Here is a 19,102-nt window from a genome sequence, read left to right as displayed (position 1 = left end):
GCTCTGGACTAGGGTCTTGCGCTTTGGTGCCGGGGCGGGGGAGGGGGGTCGGCGTGCGGTTGTACGCGGTCGTGGCTGCCGGTGGCTTCCGGCGTTATGCGACGTACCGGGTGGCGACGGCGGCGGGGGTGTTCACCAATACCGTCTTCGGTTTCATCATGGCGTACGTCTACACCGCGCTGTGGGACGAGCGCCCGCAACTCGGCGGATACGACCTGTCGCAGGCGCTCACCTATGTGTGGCTCGGGCAGGCGCTGTTGATGACCGTCGCCATGATGGGCGGCGGCTTCGAGGACGAGCTGATCGAGCGAATCCGTACGGGTGACATCGCGATCGACCTTTACCGGCCCGCCGACCTCCAGCTCTTCTGGCTGGCCGGAGATCTCGGGCGGGCCGCCTTCCACTTGCTCGGGCGCGGCATCGTGCCGATGGCGCTCGGCGCGCTCGCCTTCGACCTCGCACTGCCCGCCAACCCCCTCGTATGGCTGGCCTTTCTGGCGTCGGCGGCCCTCGGCGTGGTCGTCAGCTTCGCCGTCCGGTTCCTGGTGGCGCTGTCCGCGTTCTGGCTGCTCGACGGCGCGGGCGTCGCGCAGATGACCTGGCTCGCCGGGCTCTTCTTCTCCGGAATGGTGCTGCCACTCACCCTCTTCCCCGGCGCCCTGGGCGAGCTGGCACGGGCGCTGCCCTGGTCGGCGCTGCTCCAGGTGCCGGCCGACGTCTTCCTCGGGAAGCACACGGGCTGGGGTCTGGTACGGGCGTACGCCTTCCAGATCGGCTGGGCGGCGGCGCTGCTGACGGCGGGGCGGCTGCTCCAGTCCGTGGCGACGCGCAGGGTGGTGGTCCAGGGTGGCTGACGGACGGATCGACCAACCCGAACGGGTTGACCGACCGCTTGACCGACGGGGCGACCGACTGTGGGCGGGCGTAAGGGCGTACGGGCTGATCGCCTCGATGTGGATCCGCTCCACGATGACCTACCGCGCGTCCTTCGCGATGACCACCTTCGGGAACTTCGCGGCGACCGCGCTCGATTTCGTCGCCATCATGCTGATGTTCTCGCACATCGATGCGCTGGGCGGCTACACGCTGCCCGAGGTTGCCCTCCTCTACGGCACCGCGGGCGCCGCCTTCGGCCTCGCCGACCTGGTGATGGGCTCGATGGACCGGCTGGGGCGCCGGGTGCGCGACGGCACGCTGGACACCCTGCTCGTACGCCCCGTGCCGGTCCTCGCGCAGGTCGCGGCCGACCGCTTCGCGCTGCGCAGGCTGGGTCGGGTCACGCAGGGACTGCTCGTACTCGCGTACGCGCTGACCGCCCTCGACATCGCGTGGACGCCGCTGAAGGTGCTGATGCTGCCGATGATGCTGCTCAGCGGGGCGGCGATCTTCTCGGCGGTGTTCGTGGCCGGGGCGGGCTTCCAGTTCTGGGCGCAGGACGCATCCGAGGTGCAGAACTCCTTTACGTACGGCGGCACTACGCTCCTCCAGTACCCGCCGTCGCTTTTCGCGAAGGACCTCGTGCGCGGGGTGACCTTCGTGCTGCCGCTGGCCTTCGTCAACTGGCTGCCCGCGCTGTATGTCCTTGACCGCCCGTACCCGCTGGACCTGCCGGGCCGGCTCGCCTTCATGCCGCCGGTGGTGGCGGCGGTGTGCTGGGTGCTGGCGGGGGCGGCGTGGCGGGCGGGCCTTCGTTCGTACCGGAGTACGGGGAGCTGAGATTTCCTTGACCGCGGATTTCATCGAGCTGGACGGCGTCGAGAAGGTCTTCGACGTACGCAGAAAGAAGGGCCGCCTGCGCCGCGAGAAGACGCAGGTCCGGGCGGTCGACGGGATCAGCTTCTCGGTGCCGCGCGGCGAGATGGTCGGCTACATCGGGCCGAACGGGGCGGGCAAGTCCACCACCATCAAGATGCTCACCGGCATCCTGACACCGAGCGGCGGCCGACTGCGCGTCGCGGGCATCGATCCCTCCCGGGAGCGGACGCGGCTCGCGCAGCGCATCGGGGTGGTGTTCGGGCAGCGTACGACGCTGTGGTGGGACCTGCCGCTGCGCGACTCGTACCGGCTGATGCACCGCATGTACCGGATCCCGGACGCCCGTTTCACGGAGAACATGGCGCGGTGCGTCGAACTCCTCGATCTGGGCGCGCTGTTGGACGTACCCGTACGGCAGCTCTCGCTCGGGCAGCGGATGCGCGGCGACATCGCGGCGGCGCTGCTGCACGACCCGGAGGTGCTGTATCTCGACGAGCCGACCATCGGCCTCGACGTGATCTCCAAGGCCAAGGTCCGGGACTTCCTGCGGGACCTGAACGCCGAGCGCGGGACCACGGTCCTGCTGACGACGCACGACCTGACCGACATCGAGCAGCTGTGCAAGCGCGTGATGGTCATCGACCACGGACGGCTGGTGTACGACGGCGCGCTGGCCGGGCTGCACGAGGTGGGCGAGAGCGAGCGGACCCTCGTCGTCGACCTGGAGCGCGAACTGCCGCCGATCGAGGCGGCGGGCGCGCGGGTGGTCAAGGTGGAGGGGCCCAGGCAGTGGCTGGCCTTCCCGGCCTCGGTGTCGGCGGCGCCGTTGGTGGCGGCGGTCGCGGAGCGGTACCCGCTGGTGGACCTGTCGGTGCGGGAGCCGGACATCGAGGCGGTGATCGCGAAGATGTACGCGGACAGGTCAACTCTGTGACTGCCGACCCGGGTTGACTAGGCTTTCCGCATGACCAGTGGAGTTCCGGAGATGCGCGCCTCCGATGCGGAGCGCGAAAGAGTTGCCGAAGTATTGCGCGATGCGGTCGCCGAGGGGCGGCTGGACATGGAGGAGTTCGACCAGCGACTCGACGCCGTCTACAAGGCGCGTACGCACGGCGAGCTGGAGCCCCTGGTCAGCGACCTGCCGGTGCCGGGGGCTGCAGGCGTTCCGGGTGCGGCCGTGGCGCCTGTGGCCTCCGCCTCCGCTGCCGCCAAGCCGTCGTCCTGGCCCGCCCGGATCGGCGGACCGGCCACGTCGAAGGGGGCCTTCGCCTTCTGGGGCGGCTTCGGCCGCAAGGGCACGTGGACGGTGGCCCGGCGGTTCACGGCGTTCGCGATGATGGGCGGCGGCGAGATCGACCTGCGCGAGGCGCGCTTCGAGGACCGCGAGATCGTGATCCGCTGCTTCGCCTTCATGGGCGGCATCCAGGTCGCCGTACCGCCGGGCCTCGACGTGAACGTCAACGGCTTCGGCTTCATGGGCGGCTTCGGCGACGTGACGGCGGAGTCGGGCGAACCTCCGGCGCCGGACTCGCCGCGCGTGACGATCACCGGCTTCGCGGTGATGGGCGGCGTGGGCGTGGAGCGCAAGGTGACGCAGGCCGAGAAGCAGCGCCTGAAGGAGGCGCGCAAGCGGGAGAAGCTGGAGAAGAAGGCCGAGCGGAAGAAGCTCGACTGAGTGCCCCTGACGGTTCCCGCACCGCAGGAGGCCGACGACAGCCCGCCCCCTACAGCTCCGCCGCCGCGGTGCTCCTGAGGCTCGCGAGGTCGAAGGCCATGCCCATCCGGCGGTAGCCCGCGTCGCTGGGGTGCAGGTGGTCGCCGGAGTCGTACGCCGGAAGGAGCCGGTCCGGGGCGTACGGGTCGCGCAGCGCCAGGTCGAAGTCCACGACCTCGTCGAAGATGCCGCGCGTACGGATCGCCTCGTTGACGGTGTCGCGCACCGCTTCGAGCTGCGGCGTATGGGCCCGCGTGCCCTCGAACGGCATGATCGTCGAGCCGATCACGCGCAGGCCGCGCGCACGCGCCTGACGGGCCACCTGTTCGAGCCCCGCCGCGATGCGCGTGGCGTCGAGCTCGTGCGGCGGGCGCAGGATGTCGTTGATGCCGAGGACGACGACGACGGCCTTGGCGCCGGAGCGTGAGAGGACGTCACGGTCGAAGCGGGAGAGCCCGCTGGGGCCCGTACCGTCGCTGAGGAGGCGGTTTCCGCTGATGCCCTGGTTGAGTACGGCGTACCGGCCGTCGAGGCGCTCGGCGAGCACGTCCGTCCAGCGGTGGTTGGCGCCAGCTGTGGACGTGACGCCGTCGGTGATCGAGTCGCCGATGACGACGACCGCGCCCTCGGCCTTGCCGGTCAGGACGTCGACGGCGGTGAGGTAGCGCCAGTACGGGGTCTGCTCGGTGTACAGGTCGCCGAGCGTGTCCTCCGTACGGTCGCCCTCCGCGACGTACGACGTCTGGCGGGCCCGCGGGTGGTGCGTGACCGGTCCGCTGGGCGTCGGCGAGTACGTGGTGACCAGCAGGTCGGTGTCGCGCGGCACTTCGAGGACGGCCGGGTCGCTGACGACCTGTCCGCCGGGCGGGATGACGACCGCGGTCGAGCCGCCGAAGAGGAGCCGGCGCATGGTGCCCTGCGCGGCGGTCGGGGCGCCGGGGGTGGCGGCGACGGCGACCGAGGCATGCGTGATGCGCAGGGGGCGGCCGCCGAAGAGGTTGGACAGGGTGACGCGGGTGCTGGTGCCGCCGATGCTCGTGTGCACGACGTTACGAATCGAACGGCCGGGGAAGCCCTGCTCTGTGTTCGGCTCGGCGAAGGCGGGCGATGCGGACCAGGTGCCGATCCAGGAGCCGGAGGTGGCGGGCGCCGCCGAACGCACCGGCCTGTGGGGCTGTGCCTGGGTCTTCTCGTCGCGGGCGCCGAGCGTCGCCCCGGCGAATATGGCCCCTGAGATGAGGACCACCACCGCGGCGAGCGCGGCAAGCAGGGCATAACCGTTGCGCTTGGTCATGCTCGGTCGTATCTCCTCGGGCGCAGGGAGCCCCGAGGCTCCATTCGAACTGACTCAATGATGCGCCATTGCACCGTTAGGACAGACGTCGGGAACTCGTAGTGCGTTCCACGAGTAGGTCATGTAGGGAAAGTGCGTACGGGACGGTGCGCGCAAGGCGGACAGGTGGAGCGGATGAATCGCACGAAACCGGAAACTGACGGCATGTCTGATAATGAGAGGTCTGCCCGCTCAGCGACCGCACCACCCTCCGTCGCCTCCCCTCTCACCCCCTTCGCGTACAGCGCGGCCGACGAGGAGAAGCGCCAGGGCGTACGCCGGATGAAGGCGACGGCGACCGGCCTGCTGCTCCTGGTCGCGGTCATCTACGTACTGGCCACATGGGCGGAGAACGCGGGGATCGACGGCTGGCCGGCGTACGTCGCGGCGGCCTCCGAGGCGGGGATGGTGGGCGCGCTGGCCGACTGGTTCGCCGTAACGGCCCTCTTCAAACGCCCGATGGGCCTGCCCATCCCGCACACCGCAATCATCCCGACGAAGAAGGACCAGCTGGGCACGACGCTGGGCTCTTTCGTCGGTGAGAACTTTCTCTCCTCGGACGTTGTACGCACCCGCCTGCGCGCGATCGGCATCGGCAGACGGGTCGGCGCCTGGCTTTCGGAACCGGACCACGCGGACCGCGTGACGGAGGAACTCTCCACCGCCCTGCGCGGCGCCCTGACGGTCCTTCGCGACTCCGACGTCCAGGCGGTGGTGGGCGAGGCGATCACGCGCCGCGCGGACGCGGCGGAGATCGCCCCGGGCATCGGCCAGGCCCTGGACAAGGTCGTCGCCGACGGCGCACACCGCCGGGCTGTGGACCTGATCTGCTCACGCGCCCACGACTGGCTGGTGCTGCACGGCGATTCGGTGATGGACGCGGTGCAGGGCGGGGCGCCGGGCTGGACGCCGCGCTTCGTCGACAAGAAGGTCGGCGACCGCGTCTACAAGGAACTCCTGCGCTTCATCACCGAGATGCGCGACATGCCCGGCCACCCTGCGCGCGGCGCCATCGACCGCTTCCTGCGGGACTTCGCCGCCGACCTCCGGTCGGACACGGACACGCGGGCGAAGGTGGAGCGCCTGAAGTCGGAGATCCTGGGCCGGGGTGAGGTCCAGGACGTGATCGCCTCGGCCTGGGCCGCCGTACGCACCATGATCATCTCGGCGGCGGAGGACGAGCAGAGCGAACTGCGCCTGCGGGTGAGGGCCTCGCTGCTCTCCCTGGGCGGGCGGCTGGCGACGGACGGGCGGTTGCAGGGGAAGCTGGAGGGGTGGCTGGAGGATGCGGCGGTGTACGTGGTGACGACGTACCGCAGCGAGATCACGTCGCTGATCAGCGACACGGTGGCGGGCTGGGACGCGGAGCAGACGTCGAGGAAGATCGAGGCGCACATCGGCCGGGACCTGCAGTTCATCAGGATCAACGGCACGGTGGTGGGGGCGCTGGCGGGGCTGGTGATTTACACGGTGTCGCATGCGGTGAGCGGTTAGGCCGTTGCTGTCCCGGCTCCCCGCTCAAAACGGCTGGGCGCGGGACCGCCTGTCGCCGGTCACGCGCCCAGCCAGTGGGGGAGTTGCTTGGTAGTACGCAGGGGCGGCGCCGTATGTTCAGCGGCGTGCGAGGTTTTTGCGGCGCCTGACGTTCGGGGGCGCCCAGGTCCTGCCGCGTCTGATGTTCAGCCGCGTCCGACGGTGGCCGGGCGACCCACGCTGCCGGCGGGTACGGCCGACCGGGCCAGCGCCCCCAGCGCGAGCACGTAGCAGGCCCCGCCGACCGGCATCAGGTCCAGGTTCGAAGCGACCGCAGCCGTCCCGACGACCACCAGCGCAAGGGCCCACCAGCCCACGGCACGCGAACCGTGTCCGACCCGACGAGGCGCCACCCGCAGCGGCGGCGGCGAGGAGGGTGATGAGGCCGATGAAGAGGAACTGGGGGCCGACGTCGTAGATCGCGGCTGCGGATCCGGTATCGGCGACGCGGGCGATCTCCCGGTTCGCCAACGACAAGCCGCCGACAGCTTGCGATCGTCCTTCACTCCGCTACCCCGCGCCGAACTCCCCGCGCTGTACGCCCCGGATGAACCCCACCCAGGAGTCCCGCCGCACAGCGATACGCGGCCCATCAGGCACCTTCGAGTCACGCACGGCGGTGAACACGGCGAGGGCGGCTACCTCGGCGCACTCGCTGGTGTTGGCACCGCTGTACGAGGACTTGAACCAGGCGTTGGACGGTATGGCCGGTGTTCGGCTCTGCATCACAGCTCCCAGAGACGCCGTTTGATCAAATCGGTATCAGTGAGCGTTTAGTTCCCCGCGATGTACGGCGCGTATGAACTCGGACCAAGCGACTCCTCCGACGGCCATGAGCGCCTCGGCGGGCCGCTTGGAGTCGCGCACGAAGGCGCCGGTGGGGACGGCCGCGAACTCCAGGCACTCGCCTCCCATGCCATTGCTGTAACTGCTCTTCTGCCACTGCACGGTTGATGGCAACGTCATCAGGAGTGCTCCTCCAGAACTCTTTTGATCAGCAGAGTCGATCGCTGTGGACTCAAAGCAAGTGCCCTGAGGTGGTCGAACGCCTTCGTGTAGAGGCTTACGTCCGTTGGGTGTTCTAGATAAACGGAGTCGGTCAGCCCCTCCCGATACACCATGTCCGGGTCCTCCTGTTCGGGGAAGCCGAGGATGGTGAACGGACCCGTGGTGGGGTAAGCCCCTGCATCAAGAGGCAGGACCTGGATCGTCACGTTCCTCAACTCCGTCAGTGCCAGCATACGTTCGAGCTGCCTCGTCATGACCGGACGATTTCCGACGACGTGCATGAGTGCGCTCTGATGCACGACGGCCCAGACGTCCGGCGCGTTTTCGCCTGTCAAGAGTTCCTGGCGCCGCATCCGTACGTCGACCATTCGCTGGATCTCCTCGGCTGTGTGGTCGACCCAGGCGCGACTCAGGTGCGACGCGTATTCGGGCGTCTGCAACAGCCCCGGGACGAACTCGCCTTGGTAGCTGCGGAGGACTGAAGCCGCCTGCTCGAGGCCCACGTACACGGAAAACCATGCGGGGACGGCATTCCCGTGAGCGTGCCACCAGCCCTTGGTCTTCGACTCTTTGGCCAGGGACTTGAGGAGATCGCGCAGCTCGTCCGAGGTCCCGTAGAACCGACACAGTGCGTCCACGTCGGACGGCTGAACCCGTCCCTGGCCCGTCTCCATCCTGTTGACCTTGGAGCTGCTCCAGTCCAGTTCCTTGCCCACCTGAGTGCAGGTCAGGTTGTTGTCCTCGCGAAGTTTCTTGAGCTCGATCGCCAACCGGCGACGGCGAGCGGTAGGGGAGCCTGCCATGTCAACTCCTTGCGCTGTAGCGGAGGTTCAATCTCAGCGGAAGCGGCGTGAATGGCCAATCACCCGTTAGGGGGAATCCCGATGTGCACATTGCATAAAGGGATCGCCCGCTGCGACCCTCTCACTAAGAGTGACCGGAAGTCACGCAGTGCGCGACGAGGTGCGCGGGAGGCAGACGAAATGATCTACGGAAACGAGTGCGTCAGGCGGAAGCCCTGGGACTTGCCGTTCTGTGCAGAATCGGACGAGGTCTCAGGCTTGCGCCGAGTGTTGCGACTGCACCTGACCTTGTGGGGGCTGCCGGAACTGGTGGAGTCGGCTCAGATCTGCGTCACGGAACTGGCGTCGAATGTCATCAGCCACGTAGGAGTCGGCACCCCCACCACGCTCGCGGTCTCGATGAGAGACACCTACCTCCGCATCGAGGTACGGGACCCTGATACCCGAGCGCTGCCCACACTTGTCCACTCAGATCCGGACGCGGAATCGGGACGAGGGATGGCGCTCGTCGACGCACTCACCGACCGTTGGGGCGTGATCCTCCGGGCGGACTCCAAGGTGGTGTGGTGCGAGCTGGCCACAGACCTCACTTCGCCGAACGGCCACGCCGGCGGGCCCCGGGTGCAGCACGCGGAGGAGTACCTGTCGCTCTACGGCACCGGACGGCACCCGCGTCCAACCGCCCGGGGCCGACTGAGCACAGCCATCGCGGAGGAGGCCGCAATCGACCTGATCGCCGACCTCCTCCACTGGCTCCGCGCCCACGGCTGCGACCCGGACGAGGCCCTGGACAAGGCCCAGACGCACTTCGAGGCCGAGACGGGGGAGGCGGCGTGATGGCGCCACCTCTCGAGGTCTGAGAACAGGCCATACCCCAGGCATTTTCAGACACGCGCAGCCACTATGCGGCTGATGTGATCGAACTTGATCGTCGAATCGGCAACATGTTCGGATGGTTGCATATAGAGCTGTCTTCGGACACGTGGGTGAGGTCCTCCCCGGAACGCGCTTCGACTACCGTCAGGAGGTCAAGGTTGCAAAGCTCCACAAGGAGGAGCGGGCTGGGATCTCGTGGGGTCGTGACGGCGACGACGAGCGGGCTGCCGATGCGATCGTGCTCAGTAAGGGGTACGAAGACGATGTCGACCAATGGTTCGACATCCTCTACACCGGTGCTGGCGGCCGAGATGAAAACACTGGGCGGCAGGTTGCGGACCAGGACTGGGACAACTACGGGAATGCTGGCCTGCGGCGAAGTCGGATCAAGGGTTATCCGATTCGGGTCATTCGTGGACTGGGTGGCGATGAGGACTACTCGCCCGTCAGTGGATATCGGTACGACGGCCTGTACGAGATTCTGGAGGAATGCGAGGAGGTAGGAGTATCCGGCTTCCGGATTTGCAGGTTCAAGCTGCGTCGGCTCGTCGATGAGCGCCAGGAGTTGACCCCCGTCGAGCAGCAGGTCCAGGACATGCTCGATGGAGCACCGCCCCGAGTGACCACCACCGTTGAACGCATCATTCGAGACACGGCGGTAGCGCGCCGGGTGAAGCAGTGGTACGGCCACACGTGCCAAATATGTCGCACTGCGCTGGTCGTTGGGGCGGGTGGCGTGAGCTACGCCGAGGGTGCTCACATCCAGGCACTGGGCAAGCCCACCAATGGACCGGATGTTGATGGAAACGTCTTGTGCCTCTGCCCTAACTGCCATGTGCGGCTGGACCGCGGGGCGATTTACCTGACCGATGACCTCGTGGTCGTGGATCGCTATGCACCGGCGCCAGCCGCACACCAGGTAAGGCTCAAGACTGTGGAACACCACTCGATACAGAAGAGGTTCATCCGAGCCCATCGCCGCTTCTGGAAGATAGAAGGGCAGAGCTCTTAGCTAGCAATAGTTGCGTAAGTCCAGACGTCAGCCGGGAGCTCGTAGTGGAGCTTCCAGAGGATGCCCATGGGCTTGCTGCCTTCATGTTCGACGTACTCGGCGGGGCCCAGCATCATCCACGGCTGGGCCTTGCCCGTGTCGGTCTCTTTGTAGCGGCGTATGAAGAGCAGGACATGGCTGCCCTGTGAGGCGTGCCTCTGATAGCGCAGTCCGGTGGGGGAGTCCTCCGGTGTGGTGCTTTGCGACTCCCAGTGGAAGAGAGTTTGGCTTCTCGCGTAGTCCTTGTAGCGAACGGTGGGCGAGAAGTCCTTTTCGTTCTTCTCTACCGTGATCAGCAAGGCATCAGTGTTGAGTTCGTCGGCTCGCACAGCGCCTTGCGCGAAGGACCCCGGCATCTGGCCACCAAGCCGAGCGATGCCAAGAGCGGCCAGAATCTCGGAACGGTTGTACGAGCTGTGGACATTCAAGGGAAGCCCACGATGCGCGCCCTCAAGCGGGAGCGGGAAGTGATCAGCTCGCGCGAGCACATGGGCCAGCACCTGCCGGAGCTCGCTGCGCAACGCCTTCTGCTCACGCAGTGAAGAGAGCCCCTGCTGGTAGCTGGAGAAGCCGCCGCCCTTGTCCCACAGCGTGAAGAAGAGCATGCGTGCGTAGCCCTGGTGAGTCGCATCCAGGCTGTCGTAGTGCGGTGCGTCATCTGCGAGCAGGCTTGTGTACGCGCGGGCGCGATCGGGGTCGTCGACATGCAGGAAGGTATGAACGCGCTTGAGGAGTTCCTCTTCGCCAACTGGTGCAGGCTCAGTGCCGAGACCGGCGTAACGCAGGATGCGGGTCCAGGAGTTGTTCCCCTTGTAGAGCTCTTTGATCTCCCGTCGGCTCTCCTTGAGATACGTGGAAAGGTCGGTGCGGCTGTACTCTTTGACCTCATTAGCTAGCGTCCGGACGTCAGTCTTAAGCTGCGTTCGGATGTTGTCGAGGACCAGTTCCTTGGACTTCCCTTCCAGAATGATCTGGCAGCCCGAGGGAAGCTGGGGGAAGTCGTGCTCCATGTGCTCGATGAGCCGGTTGCGTGTGAGGTTGGTAAGGGCCCGGAACTGCGCTTCGAACCGGAACTCGGCTCGGTGCTGTCCGATGAAGTCGAGGACAGTGAGAACGGGCTTGGTTTCGGTACGGCGTAGCCCGCGGCCAAGTTGCTGGAGAAAGATCGTGGCACTGTTTGTGGGCCGCAGCAGGAGAATGGTGTCGACGCCCGGCATGTCGAGCCCCTCGTTGAACAGGTCTACCGAGAAGATCGCCTGGAGCTTCCCGCCCTTGAGCTCTTCGAGGGCCGTTTCCCGCTCGGTCGGCGATGAGTCGCTGTCTAGAGCTTTGGCTTGAAAGCCGGCCTGCCGGAAGAAGTCGGCCATGAAGTGTGCGTGTGCCTTGGTCACGCAGAAGCCCAAGGCCCGCATGGCACCGGCGTTGGAGACCTTGCTCTGAACTGCCTTGACCACCAGGCGCGCGCGGGCATGGTTTCCGGTGTAGACGTTGCCCAGCTCGGTCTGGTCGTAGGCGCCCTTCTGCCAGCTCAGCGTCGTGAGATCAGTGCCGTCCGGGATCCCGAAGTAATGGAAGGGGCACAGTAGATCATTCTCGAGCGCTTCCCAGAGGCGCATTTCGGCTGCGATGCGACCCTCGAAGAACTCATCTTGGACGTTCTTCCCGTCCATGCGTTCCGGGGTAGCAGTAAGACCAAGAAGTTGTTTCGGCTCAAAGTGCTTGATAACCCGGCGGTAGGTGCTGGCCGTTGCATGGTGGAACTCATCGATGACGATCACATCGAAGTGATCGCGAGCGAACTGTTCCAGGCGCTGGTCTGTCAGCGACTGGACACTGGCGAAGACGTGTTTCCAGTCTCGTGGAAGCTCGCCGCTGTGGAGCAATTCTCCGAACGATCCATCGTCAAGCACTGCTCGATAGGTGCGGCGGGACTGCTTCAGGATCTCCTTGCGATGGGCTACGAAGAGCAGCCGCAGGTCCCTTCCGTACGCGCTGACCAGAGCTCGGTAATCAAGCGCCGCCATGACTGTCTTGCCAGTCCCTGTTGCCGCTACCAGAAGGTTCTTGTCCCAACCATGAATGTCCCGCTCGACGCGAAGGCGCTCCAACATGTCGCGTTGATGGGCGAACGGTTGTACTTCGAGCGAGGAAAGGCTGATCTTCCTCTCGTCGGGCGCACGCGTCCCGCCAGCCTGAGCCAGAGCATCGTCGAGACGTGCTGCATCGCGATCTGGGTCGTACGTCTCGAAGGCGCTCTCGCTCCAGTAGGCGTCGAAGGTTGCCTCGAACTTGTTGAGCACCGCCGGTGTGGCGACGGACGACAGACGTACGTTCCACTCCAACCCATCGAGCAGTGCTGCTTTGGAGAGGTTCGAGCTGCCAACGTAGGCCGTGTCGAAGCGAGTGTTGCGTCGAAACAGCCATGCCTTGGCATGTAGCCGCGTCGAGCGGATCTCGTAGTTGACCTTTACTTCGGCGCCAAAGTCACGGACCAAGCGATCGAGAGCATGCCGATCCGTGGCTCCCATGTACGTGGTGGTGATGACGCGTAGGGGCACTCCCCGTTCCTTGGCAGCCAACAGGGCGTCCTCTAGTACGCGCAACCCGTACCACTTAACGAACGCGCACAAGAGGTCGATCCGGTCCGCAGTGGCCAGCTCGGCACGCAACTCGCTCCCCAGGCTCAGCTCGCCTGGGGAGTTCGTGATCAGGGCAGTTTCGGACAGCGGCGTGAGCGGACGTAGAGCGTAAACCCCGGGGGCTTCCTTCTCGGCCAGCGCCAGCAACTGGCGTGGTCCCTCGGCGATGCTCTCGACTGGTTCGCCAATGTCATGGCTGGTCGCTAGGGAACTCATGATCTGATTAGCGGCCGCGACTTGCTTGTCGTGAGGGAGCTGTCTGAGCACACGCTGTATCGCCCGACTGACGTGACGGGCGAGGACGTGAGGGGACGACTCGTTACTAACTTCCGCGTCGACGGCTTTCCAGCCTGCAGCTTCGAGATCTGCGATCTGATCCTGCATGCGATGAGTGATGAGCTCCTCGTACGCCCCAGGAACAGGCTGCGCGAGGTCCCCCGAGTCGTCCACTCCCACTCCCTTGGTCAGTGATTCGCTGGGGTTCAGTTCTAACAGCAACCACTGACAAACCGCGGACTGTTGACCTGGAGAGGCGAGCGGTCAGCTCATTGCAGCGTCGGGGCGCCGTGGCAGTTGCGGTACAGGAGTGACGAGCCGCACCAGCAAGGCGCATTGCGGGCCGGAGGCCAAGGGACGGCCAGGCCTCGGGCTGCCAGGGTTGTGGCGTATTGGGGGAGGAGTGAGGCGTCTGTGGGGGAGCCGCCCTCCGAGGCTGCGAAGGCCTCGTAGGAGGGGACCGTGGCCGTGACGATGCCCAGGTTTTGTGTGCCTGTGGAGGACAGGTCTCGTAGGGATGACTCGATCGCCGCCAAGTGCGCTGCGTGGGAGGGGTATTCCGTCGTCAGGGACGGGTACGCCGCCAGGAGTTCGGTCAGTTCCTGCTCCGGCCAGTGCAGCATCGCTACCGGGAACGGGCGGGAGAGCGCCGTGCGGTAGGAGCCCAACTCGGCGTGCAGGCGGGCGATTTCCGCCTTCAGTTCCGCCGGGTTGTCCGAGCCCAGCGCCCACAGGCGCTTCGGGTCGTGGAGTTCGTCCAGGGGGATGGTGCCGGCGTGGACGAGGTCGGCCAGGGTGTCCCACTCGTCGTGCGGCAGGCCCAGGAGGCGGCCTACGCGGTGGCGGCCGATGAGGAGTGACTGGGCGGCGTACGGGACCTCTTCCGCGGGGTCGACCAGGAGGGTCAGTGCCTTCGTGAAGCAGTCGTGCGACGCCTGGAGCTCGTCGTGGGCCTCCAGTGCCTCCGCGATGATCTCCCACGGCGCCGCCTCGCGCGGGGCCGTGGCGCGGATGCCGTCGATGATCGCGCGGGCCTCGGCCTCGTGGCCGTACTCCCACAGGTTCGCGGCCTTCAGGGCCTTTACGAGGGCGGGGTTCTCGGGGGACGCGGCCAGCAGGTGGTCGTACAGGGTCGCTGCCCGGGCTCGGTCGCCGGACAGCTCCAGGTGGGCCGCGGCCTGGAGGTACAGGGGTTCCTGGTCTTCGGGGTACTGCGCCGCGGTGCGCAGCAGTCGATCGGCTTCGGCGGTGTGGTCGGCGTGATCGGCAGGCGTATCGGAGCGCATGATGAACACCGTACTGCTGTACGGGGCGGCGGTGAGAGAGCCCGTAGCGACAGAGATCGGAAGCGATTCGGGCCAGGCGTGACTCTGGAGAGTTGCCGGGGTACGTCTTATCGTGCCCGGCGTGCGGGAGCGGGAGCAGAGACGGATTCCGGTTGTGGTGCAGCGCACCTCCAGGGGGCGTGCGGCTGCGGCGCGTGGGCTGTGGGCGGGCGCCGAGGTCGCGGTGACGTTCGGAGTCGTCGTCCTGCTTCTCGTCGTACACCAGCTGTGGTGGACCAACCGCCAGGCCCGCGACGGTGCCGAGCGCAAGGTGCAGGCGCTGGAGCGGGAGTGGGCGGTGAGGGCGGGGGAAGTGGGTGACGTGGGTGGTGACTTGCCTGATGCGCCCGTTGTGCCGGATGCCAGTCCTACGCCTGAGGCCGCCGGTGAGAGTCATCGGGCGGCCTCCCCGCGTCGTGTCACGCCCAAGCCCGGGCCTCCCCGCTGGGATCAGGCCTACGCCATCCTCCGCATCCCCCGCCTCGGCGTGACCGCGCCCGTCGCGCAGGGCGTCAGCAAGGGCGGCGTACTCGACAAGGGGTACGTCGGGCACTACCCGCAGACCGCGCAGCCGGGCCGGGCCGGGAACTTTGCGCTCGCCGGGCATCGCAATACGCACGGGGAGCCCTTCCGCTACATCAACCGGCTGCGCCGCGGGGACGAGGTCAGGGTCGAGACGCGGGACGCCGTTTATACGTACGTCGTCGACAAGGGGCTTGCGCAGACTTCGGCGCGTGACGGCGGGGTGATCGCGAAGGTTCCGCGGAGCAATGTCCGTACGGGGGTTGGGTACAGCGAGGCCGGTTATTACCTGACGCTTACTACCTGCACGCCCGAGTACACGTCCAAGTACCGGCTGGTGGTGTGGGGGAAGCTGGCATCCATGAGGCCGCGGTAGGGCAGTGGCTCAGCGCAGGTGGGCTGCCTCTGTCTCGTGCAGGTGGATGAGGATGTCGTAGGAGCTGATCAGGGCCGTTTCCGGGGCGTCGGGTGACCAGTACAGGCCGTACGAGCGGGTGGGGCGCGGTGTCGCCAGCCAGTCGCGGGCCGCTGGTGGTGCTGTGCGCAGGTCGAGGGCGTAGTCGGCGTGGTCGCCGGGGCGGATCTGGTCGAGGATGTGTTCGTTGTGGCCTGCCGGCGCGGGTGGTACTTCGTACGTCTTCGGGTGCTGTGCGGTGTAGTCGGGGAGTGCGTTTATGGTGCCCTGGTTGAAGGTCAGGCCGATGCTGACGTAGCGCCTGCCCAGTCGCTTGCGCAGGTGCGCGCCGGTCGGCTCGGGGAACTCCGCCGGGTTGTCGCTGGTGTACGCGACGTGGCCGTTGTTGGAGGCGAGCAGGATCTTGCCGCCGTCGTTGGTGTGGTCGAGCCACCATGCGGTGTTGGCCGCCATCGCCTTGTCGCGGTAGCGCATTCGCTCCGGGAACTGTTCGCCGGGGAACGCGTAGGCGGTGAAGCTCTGCGCAATCGCGGTGGCGTGTTGGAGCGTCTCGGCGTATGCCCGTTCCGTGCGGTGGTTCTGGTTCTTCGGGTGGCCCTGCTCGCGCAGCAGGGTGAGGGCTCGCCGGGCCCGGTCGGCGTCGGCCCGGCGCAGCGTGAGGTCCTTCGTCAGCTGCCGCTGCATCCACTCGCCGGCCTGGGTGCCGACGCCGGGCTTCAGGTCCGCGTGCAGTGCGGTGATACGGGTGGCCAGATCGGGGCGGTAGGTCGTGAGGTAGGCGGCTACGCGGTCGAAGACTTCCCGGCCGGGGTAGCCGAGGTCGTTGCCGATGAAGCGGAGCTTTGGCTTGGTGGGGTGGGCGGTGTTGTAGTGGCGCATCCAGCGGATCAGGTCCAGGTACTCCTCGGTGTCCCAGAACATGTACTGGCCCTGGAATTCCTCGCTCATGATCTGCTCCGGGTCGCCGGTGCCGTGCACCACGTAGTCGTCGAGGCGCAGCCCGGCGCTCCAGCTCGCTTCGAGGGCGAAGGTGGTGAAGCCCTTGGTCGCGACGAGATGCCCGAAGACGCGGTGCTTGAGGGTGAAGAACTCGTGGGCGCTGTGGCTGGCCTCGCCCAGCCCTACTACGCGGGCACCTCCGATCATGCGGCTGAGGTGGTTCAGGTCGGTCAGGGGGCGGGCGTGGCGGCTCAGGGCTTCCAGTGGGGTGGGAGTGGCGTGCGTGCTTGCGGTTGCGGTTGCGGTCGCCGTTGTTGCGGTTGTTGTTGCCGTTGTCGTTGTCGCGACCGTGATTGCGGCTGTTCGTAGCAGGCTGCGGCGGTCAAGGGTGCCGGTTCGCTGGTGAGTTGCGGGCTTGTTCGTCGTCATGTGGTGATTCTGTTGAGGGGCTCTTGCCCGGGCGATGGGTCTGTGCCCCCAACCGGGGTGTACCTAGGGCCCCCTTGCGGAGCGCAGTAGGTCTTGGGTCTTTCTTGCATTCGGGGAACCTGCGGGGCGCGATGTTCGTCAGGTAGTAGTGGAGAGAGGGGGAAGCATGATCAGTTACTCGGCGCGGCTCGTGCGCACTGTCGGTCTTGCGCTCTTCCTCCTTAGCGAAGTCCTCCTCATCGACAACGGCAGCTTCTCCGCCGCCGTCGCGGTCGCCGCAACCGCCGCCGCCGGTTCCGCGCTCGCCGTCTGTGCGGTCATATCCGCGCGCTCCGTCCCCGCCGTGCCGCGCACCCGGGTTCGTACAGCGATACGTGACCGTGAGCAGCGCACCGCGTTTCTGCCCCAGCGAGATCCCGATGCGCGTGGGCGTACGAGGCCCCGAGCGCCGGGTCGTCGTCTGACGACGACCATCGCGTAGGGGCGCGCGCCGCTTTCTGTTCCGTTCTCTTCTGCTCGCTTCTGCAAGTTTGCCGCGCCCACGCGGGTCGTCATGCCGATTCTTCTCAGCTCCGGCACGACGAGACCCTCGGAGGGCTCAACCACCATGTCCGTTTTCGCCAGCCTGGTCGCCGACCTCGCGGACCTGCTCGAACCGTTCTTCCACACTGCGGCCATGGCAGCCGCGATCGTCCTCTTCACCGCGTGCGTACGACTCGCCATCCACCCCCTGTCGCGGGCGGCGGCCCGGGGACAGAAAGCCCGCACCAAGCTCGCGCCGCAGATCGCCGAGCTGCGCAAGAAGCACGGCAAGAACCCGGAGCGCCTCCAGAAGGCGATCTTGGAGCTGCATGCGGCGGAGAAGGTCTCGCCGCTGTCCGGCTGCCTGCCCAGCCTCTTCCAGCTGCCCGCGTTCTTCCTCATGTACCACCTTTTTTCCAGCCAGCAGATCGGAGGGGAATCGAATGAGCTTCTCGGGCATGTGCTCTTCGCCAGCCCGCTCGGCGACCGCTGGACCGACGCGCTCGCGGACGGCGGGGCCTTCGGGTCGCAGGGACTGGTGTACGTCGCGTTGTTCGCGGTCGTGGCGGCGGTGGCCACGTTCAATTTCCGGCGTACCAAGCAACAGATGGCCGGCGTGTCCGTGGCGCAGCTGCCCGGTGCCGGCGCGGGAGGGGCGGAGGGAGCCATGGGGGCGATGGCCAAGGTGATGCCGTGGATGTCCTTCGCGACGCTCATCACGGTGGCCGTCGTGCCGCTGGCCGCCGCGTTGTACGTCGTCACCAGCACCACCTGGAGCGCGGTTGAGCGGGCCGTCCTTTACCGGGACGTTCCGGTCAGCGGTGACGCGGTTGCTACTGCCGCGTAAAGGTCCAGTCTGTGAACGGGGTCTTGCAGACTGGACCTGGACCTTGGAGGATCGGCCAATCCTCCGATGGCCGCAGTCCATCGGCCGGGCGCCGGGCGCGACACTCGACCAGAGGAGACTGACCATGAAGCTGCTGCGTGTGGGGACGGCGGGAGCCGAACGTCCGGCACTGCTCGACCAGGACGGGACGCTCAGGGATCTGTCGGGCCTCGTCCCGGACATCGACGGGGACCTGCTTGCCGACGAGGCCGCCCTCGGTCGGGTACGGGCGGCTGCCGCCGCCGGTGAACTGCCGGTGATCGACGGGGGCGCGGACCGGGTCGGGCCGCCGCTCGCTCGTATCGGGAAAATCGTGTGTATCGGGCTGAACTACCACGACCACGCGGCCGAGACGGGCGCGGCGATTCCGGCCGAGCCCATCATCTTCTTCAAGGCCCCGGACACGGTCGTCGGCCCCGACGACACCGTTCTCGTACCGCGCGGCAGCACCAAGACCGACTGGGAAGTCGAGCTTGCCGTCGTCATCGGGCGCACCGCCCGCTACCTGGACTCGGCGGACGAGGGCCTCGCGCATGTCGCGGGGTACGCGGTCGCGCACGACGTTTCCGAGCGCGAGTTCCAGATCGAGCGCGGCGGCACGTGGGACAAGGGCAAGAACTGCGAGACGTTCAACCCGCTGGGTCCATGGCTCGTGACTGCGGACGAGGTGCCGGACCCGCAGGCGCTGGGTCTGAAACTCTGGGTCAACGGCGAGCTGAAGCAGAACGGCACCACCGCGGATCAGATCTTCTCGGTCGGTGAAGTGGTGCGGTACGTCAGCCAGTTCATGACGCTGTACCCGGGTGACGTGATCAACACGGGTACGCCGGCGGGGGTTGCCATGGGGCAGCCTGAGCCGAAGCCGTATCTGCGGTCGGGCGATGTGGTGGAGCTTGAGGTTGAGGGACTGGGGCGGCAGCGGCAGGAGCTGAAGGACGCGTAGCGTCCGTCTGGCGTCGTGCCTTCCGGCTGGGGGAGGGGGACTGGGGCTCCGCCTCAGCCCCCCGGCCCTCAGCCCCCGCCCCCGGTCTCTGACCCTCAGCCCGCCCCCAGTCTCTGACCCTCAGCCCCCCGCC

19 protein-coding genes are annotated in these 19,102 nt (G+C 67.0%); 11 read left to right on the top strand and 8 right to left on the bottom strand.

The window, feature by feature from the left end:
* The first annotated feature begins 53 nt into the window (after positions 1 to 53).
* From PXH83_RS10120 to PXH83_RS10105, 4 genes are read left to right on the top strand one after another with little or no spacing between them, the layout of a single operon-like run.
* Positions 54 to 854, top strand: coding sequence for an ABC transporter permease (locus tag PXH83_RS10120; protein WP_274559060.1), 801 nt, complete (start codon positions 54 to 56; stop codon positions 852 to 854).
* Positions 855 to 861: 7 nt separating this feature from the next.
* Complete coding sequence (locus PXH83_RS10115; protein ID WP_274562753.1) at positions 862 to 1,716, top strand: ABC transporter permease; 855 nt, start codon at positions 862 to 864, stop codon at positions 1,714 to 1,716.
* A gap of 7 nt (positions 1,717 to 1,723) precedes the next feature.
* Positions 1,724 to 2,689, top strand: coding sequence for an ABC transporter ATP-binding protein (locus PXH83_RS10110; protein WP_274559059.1), 966 nt, complete (start codon positions 1,724 to 1,726; stop codon positions 2,687 to 2,689).
* A gap of 30 nt (positions 2,690 to 2,719) precedes the next feature.
* Positions 2,720 to 3,430: a DUF1707 SHOCT-like domain-containing protein gene (locus PXH83_RS10105; RefSeq protein ID WP_274559058.1), complete on the top strand. Its 711-nt coding sequence runs from the start codon at positions 2,720 to 2,722 to the stop codon at positions 3,428 to 3,430.
* A gap of 49 nt (positions 3,431 to 3,479) precedes the next feature.
* Here PXH83_RS10105 and PXH83_RS10100 read toward each other — a convergent pair whose 3' ends face one another.
* On the bottom strand, positions 3,480 to 4,763 hold the full coding sequence (locus PXH83_RS10100) for an SGNH/GDSL hydrolase family protein (RefSeq protein WP_274559057.1): 1,284 nt from the start codon (positions 4,761 to 4,763) through the stop codon (positions 3,480 to 3,482).
* Positions 4,764 to 4,967: 204 nt separating this feature from the next.
* On the opposite strand from PXH83_RS10100, the gene PXH83_RS10095 reads away from it, so the two are divergent.
* Complete coding sequence (locus tag PXH83_RS10095) at positions 4,968 to 6,296, top strand: DUF445 domain-containing protein (protein ID WP_274559056.1); 1,329 nt, start codon at positions 4,968 to 4,970, stop codon at positions 6,294 to 6,296.
* A 185-nt stretch (positions 6,297 to 6,481) separates the two neighbouring features.
* Here PXH83_RS10095 and PXH83_RS10090 read toward each other — a convergent pair whose 3' ends face one another.
* From PXH83_RS10090 to PXH83_RS10075, 4 genes are all read right to left on the bottom strand, one after another.
* The gene (locus tag PXH83_RS10090) at positions 6,482 to 6,652 is read right to left on the bottom strand and encodes a hypothetical protein (protein ID WP_274559055.1); all 171 of its coding nucleotides are present in this window, start codon (positions 6,650 to 6,652) and stop codon (positions 6,482 to 6,484) included.
* A 193-nt stretch (positions 6,653 to 6,845) separates the two neighbouring features.
* Positions 6,846 to 7,061 carry a DUF397 domain-containing protein gene (locus PXH83_RS10085; RefSeq protein ID WP_274559054.1) on the bottom strand — a complete coding sequence of 72 codons (216 nt, stop codon included), beginning with the start codon at positions 7,059 to 7,061 and terminating at the stop codon, positions 6,846 to 6,848.
* 36 nt (positions 7,062 to 7,097) lie between these two features.
* The gene (locus PXH83_RS10080; protein WP_274559053.1) at positions 7,098 to 7,301 is read right to left on the bottom strand and encodes a DUF397 domain-containing protein; all 204 of its coding nucleotides are present in this window, start codon (positions 7,299 to 7,301) and stop codon (positions 7,098 to 7,100) included.
* The gene (locus PXH83_RS10075) at positions 7,301 to 8,146 is read right to left on the bottom strand and encodes a helix-turn-helix domain-containing protein (RefSeq protein WP_274559052.1); all 846 of its coding nucleotides are present in this window, start codon (positions 8,144 to 8,146) and stop codon (positions 7,301 to 7,303) included. Before PXH83_RS10075 ends, PXH83_RS10080 begins: the two co-directional genes overlap by 1 nt.
* 180 nt (positions 8,147 to 8,326) lie before the next feature.
* Here PXH83_RS10075 and PXH83_RS10070 point away from each other — a divergent pair, with 180 nt between their 5' ends.
* Together PXH83_RS10070 and PXH83_RS10065 are read left to right on the top strand one after the other, a co-directional pair.
* The gene (locus PXH83_RS10070) at positions 8,327 to 8,983 is read left to right on the top strand and encodes an ATP-binding protein (protein ID WP_274559050.1); all 657 of its coding nucleotides are present in this window, start codon (positions 8,327 to 8,329) and stop codon (positions 8,981 to 8,983) included.
* A 115-nt stretch (positions 8,984 to 9,098) separates the two neighbouring features.
* Entirely contained in the window at positions 9,099 to 10,034 is a 936-nt protein-coding gene (locus PXH83_RS10065; protein ID WP_274559048.1) for a YDG/SRA domain-containing protein, read from the top strand.
* Here the strand turns inward: PXH83_RS10065 and PXH83_RS10060 are convergent.
* A complete protein-coding gene (locus PXH83_RS10060) occupies positions 10,031 to 13,096 on the bottom strand; it encodes a DEAD/DEAH box helicase (protein WP_274559046.1) in 3,066 nt (1,021 codons plus the stop codon). The two genes, PXH83_RS10065 and PXH83_RS10060, sit on opposite strands and share 4 nt — an antisense overlap.
* 161 nt (positions 13,097 to 13,257) lie before the next feature.
* Positions 13,258 to 14,274, bottom strand: a complete 1,017-nt coding sequence (locus tag PXH83_RS10055; RefSeq protein ID WP_274559043.1) for an SEC-C domain-containing protein — start codon at positions 14,272 to 14,274, stop codon at positions 13,258 to 13,260.
* 121 nt (positions 14,275 to 14,395) lie between these two features.
* On the opposite strand from PXH83_RS10055, the gene PXH83_RS10050 reads away from it, so the two are divergent.
* Positions 14,396 to 15,211 (top strand): class E sortase, encoded by an 816-nt coding sequence (locus PXH83_RS10050; protein WP_420803141.1) that lies wholly within the window; start codon positions 14,396 to 14,398, stop codon positions 15,209 to 15,211.
* A gap of 9 nt (positions 15,212 to 15,220) precedes the next feature.
* Here the strand turns inward: PXH83_RS10050 and PXH83_RS10045 are convergent, their stop codons facing one another.
* On the bottom strand, positions 15,221 to 16,618 hold the full coding sequence (locus tag PXH83_RS10045; RefSeq protein ID WP_274559041.1) for an erythromycin esterase family protein: 1,398 nt from the start codon (positions 16,616 to 16,618) through the stop codon (positions 15,221 to 15,223).
* A 166-nt stretch (positions 16,619 to 16,784) separates the two neighbouring features.
* Between PXH83_RS10045 and PXH83_RS10040 the strand changes: the two genes are divergently transcribed.
* The 3 genes from PXH83_RS10040 (at position 16,785) to PXH83_RS10030 (ending at position 18,969) form a co-directional block, all read left to right on the top strand.
* Entirely contained in the window at positions 16,785 to 17,099 is a 315-nt protein-coding gene (locus PXH83_RS10040) for a DUF6412 domain-containing protein (protein ID WP_274559039.1), read from the top strand.
* Positions 17,100 to 17,225: 126 nt separating this feature from the next.
* Positions 17,226 to 17,987 carry a YidC/Oxa1 family membrane protein insertase gene (locus PXH83_RS10035; RefSeq protein WP_274559037.1) on the top strand — a complete coding sequence of 254 codons (762 nt, stop codon included), beginning with the start codon at positions 17,226 to 17,228 and terminating at the stop codon, positions 17,985 to 17,987.
* 124 nt (positions 17,988 to 18,111) lie between these two features.
* Positions 18,112 to 18,969, top strand: coding sequence for a fumarylacetoacetate hydrolase family protein (locus PXH83_RS10030; RefSeq protein ID WP_274559035.1), 858 nt, complete (start codon positions 18,112 to 18,114; stop codon positions 18,967 to 18,969).
* The last annotated feature ends 133 nt before the right edge of the window (positions 18,970 to 19,102 follow it).

It is taken from the genome of Streptomyces spiramyceticus, from assembly GCF_028807635.1.
Classification (GTDB): domain Bacteria; phylum Actinomycetota; class Actinomycetes; order Streptomycetales; family Streptomycetaceae; genus Streptomyces; species Streptomyces spiramyceticus.
The sequence above is the reverse complement of the archived record's forward strand: the minus strand, read 5'-3'. Positions and strand labels throughout refer to the sequence as shown.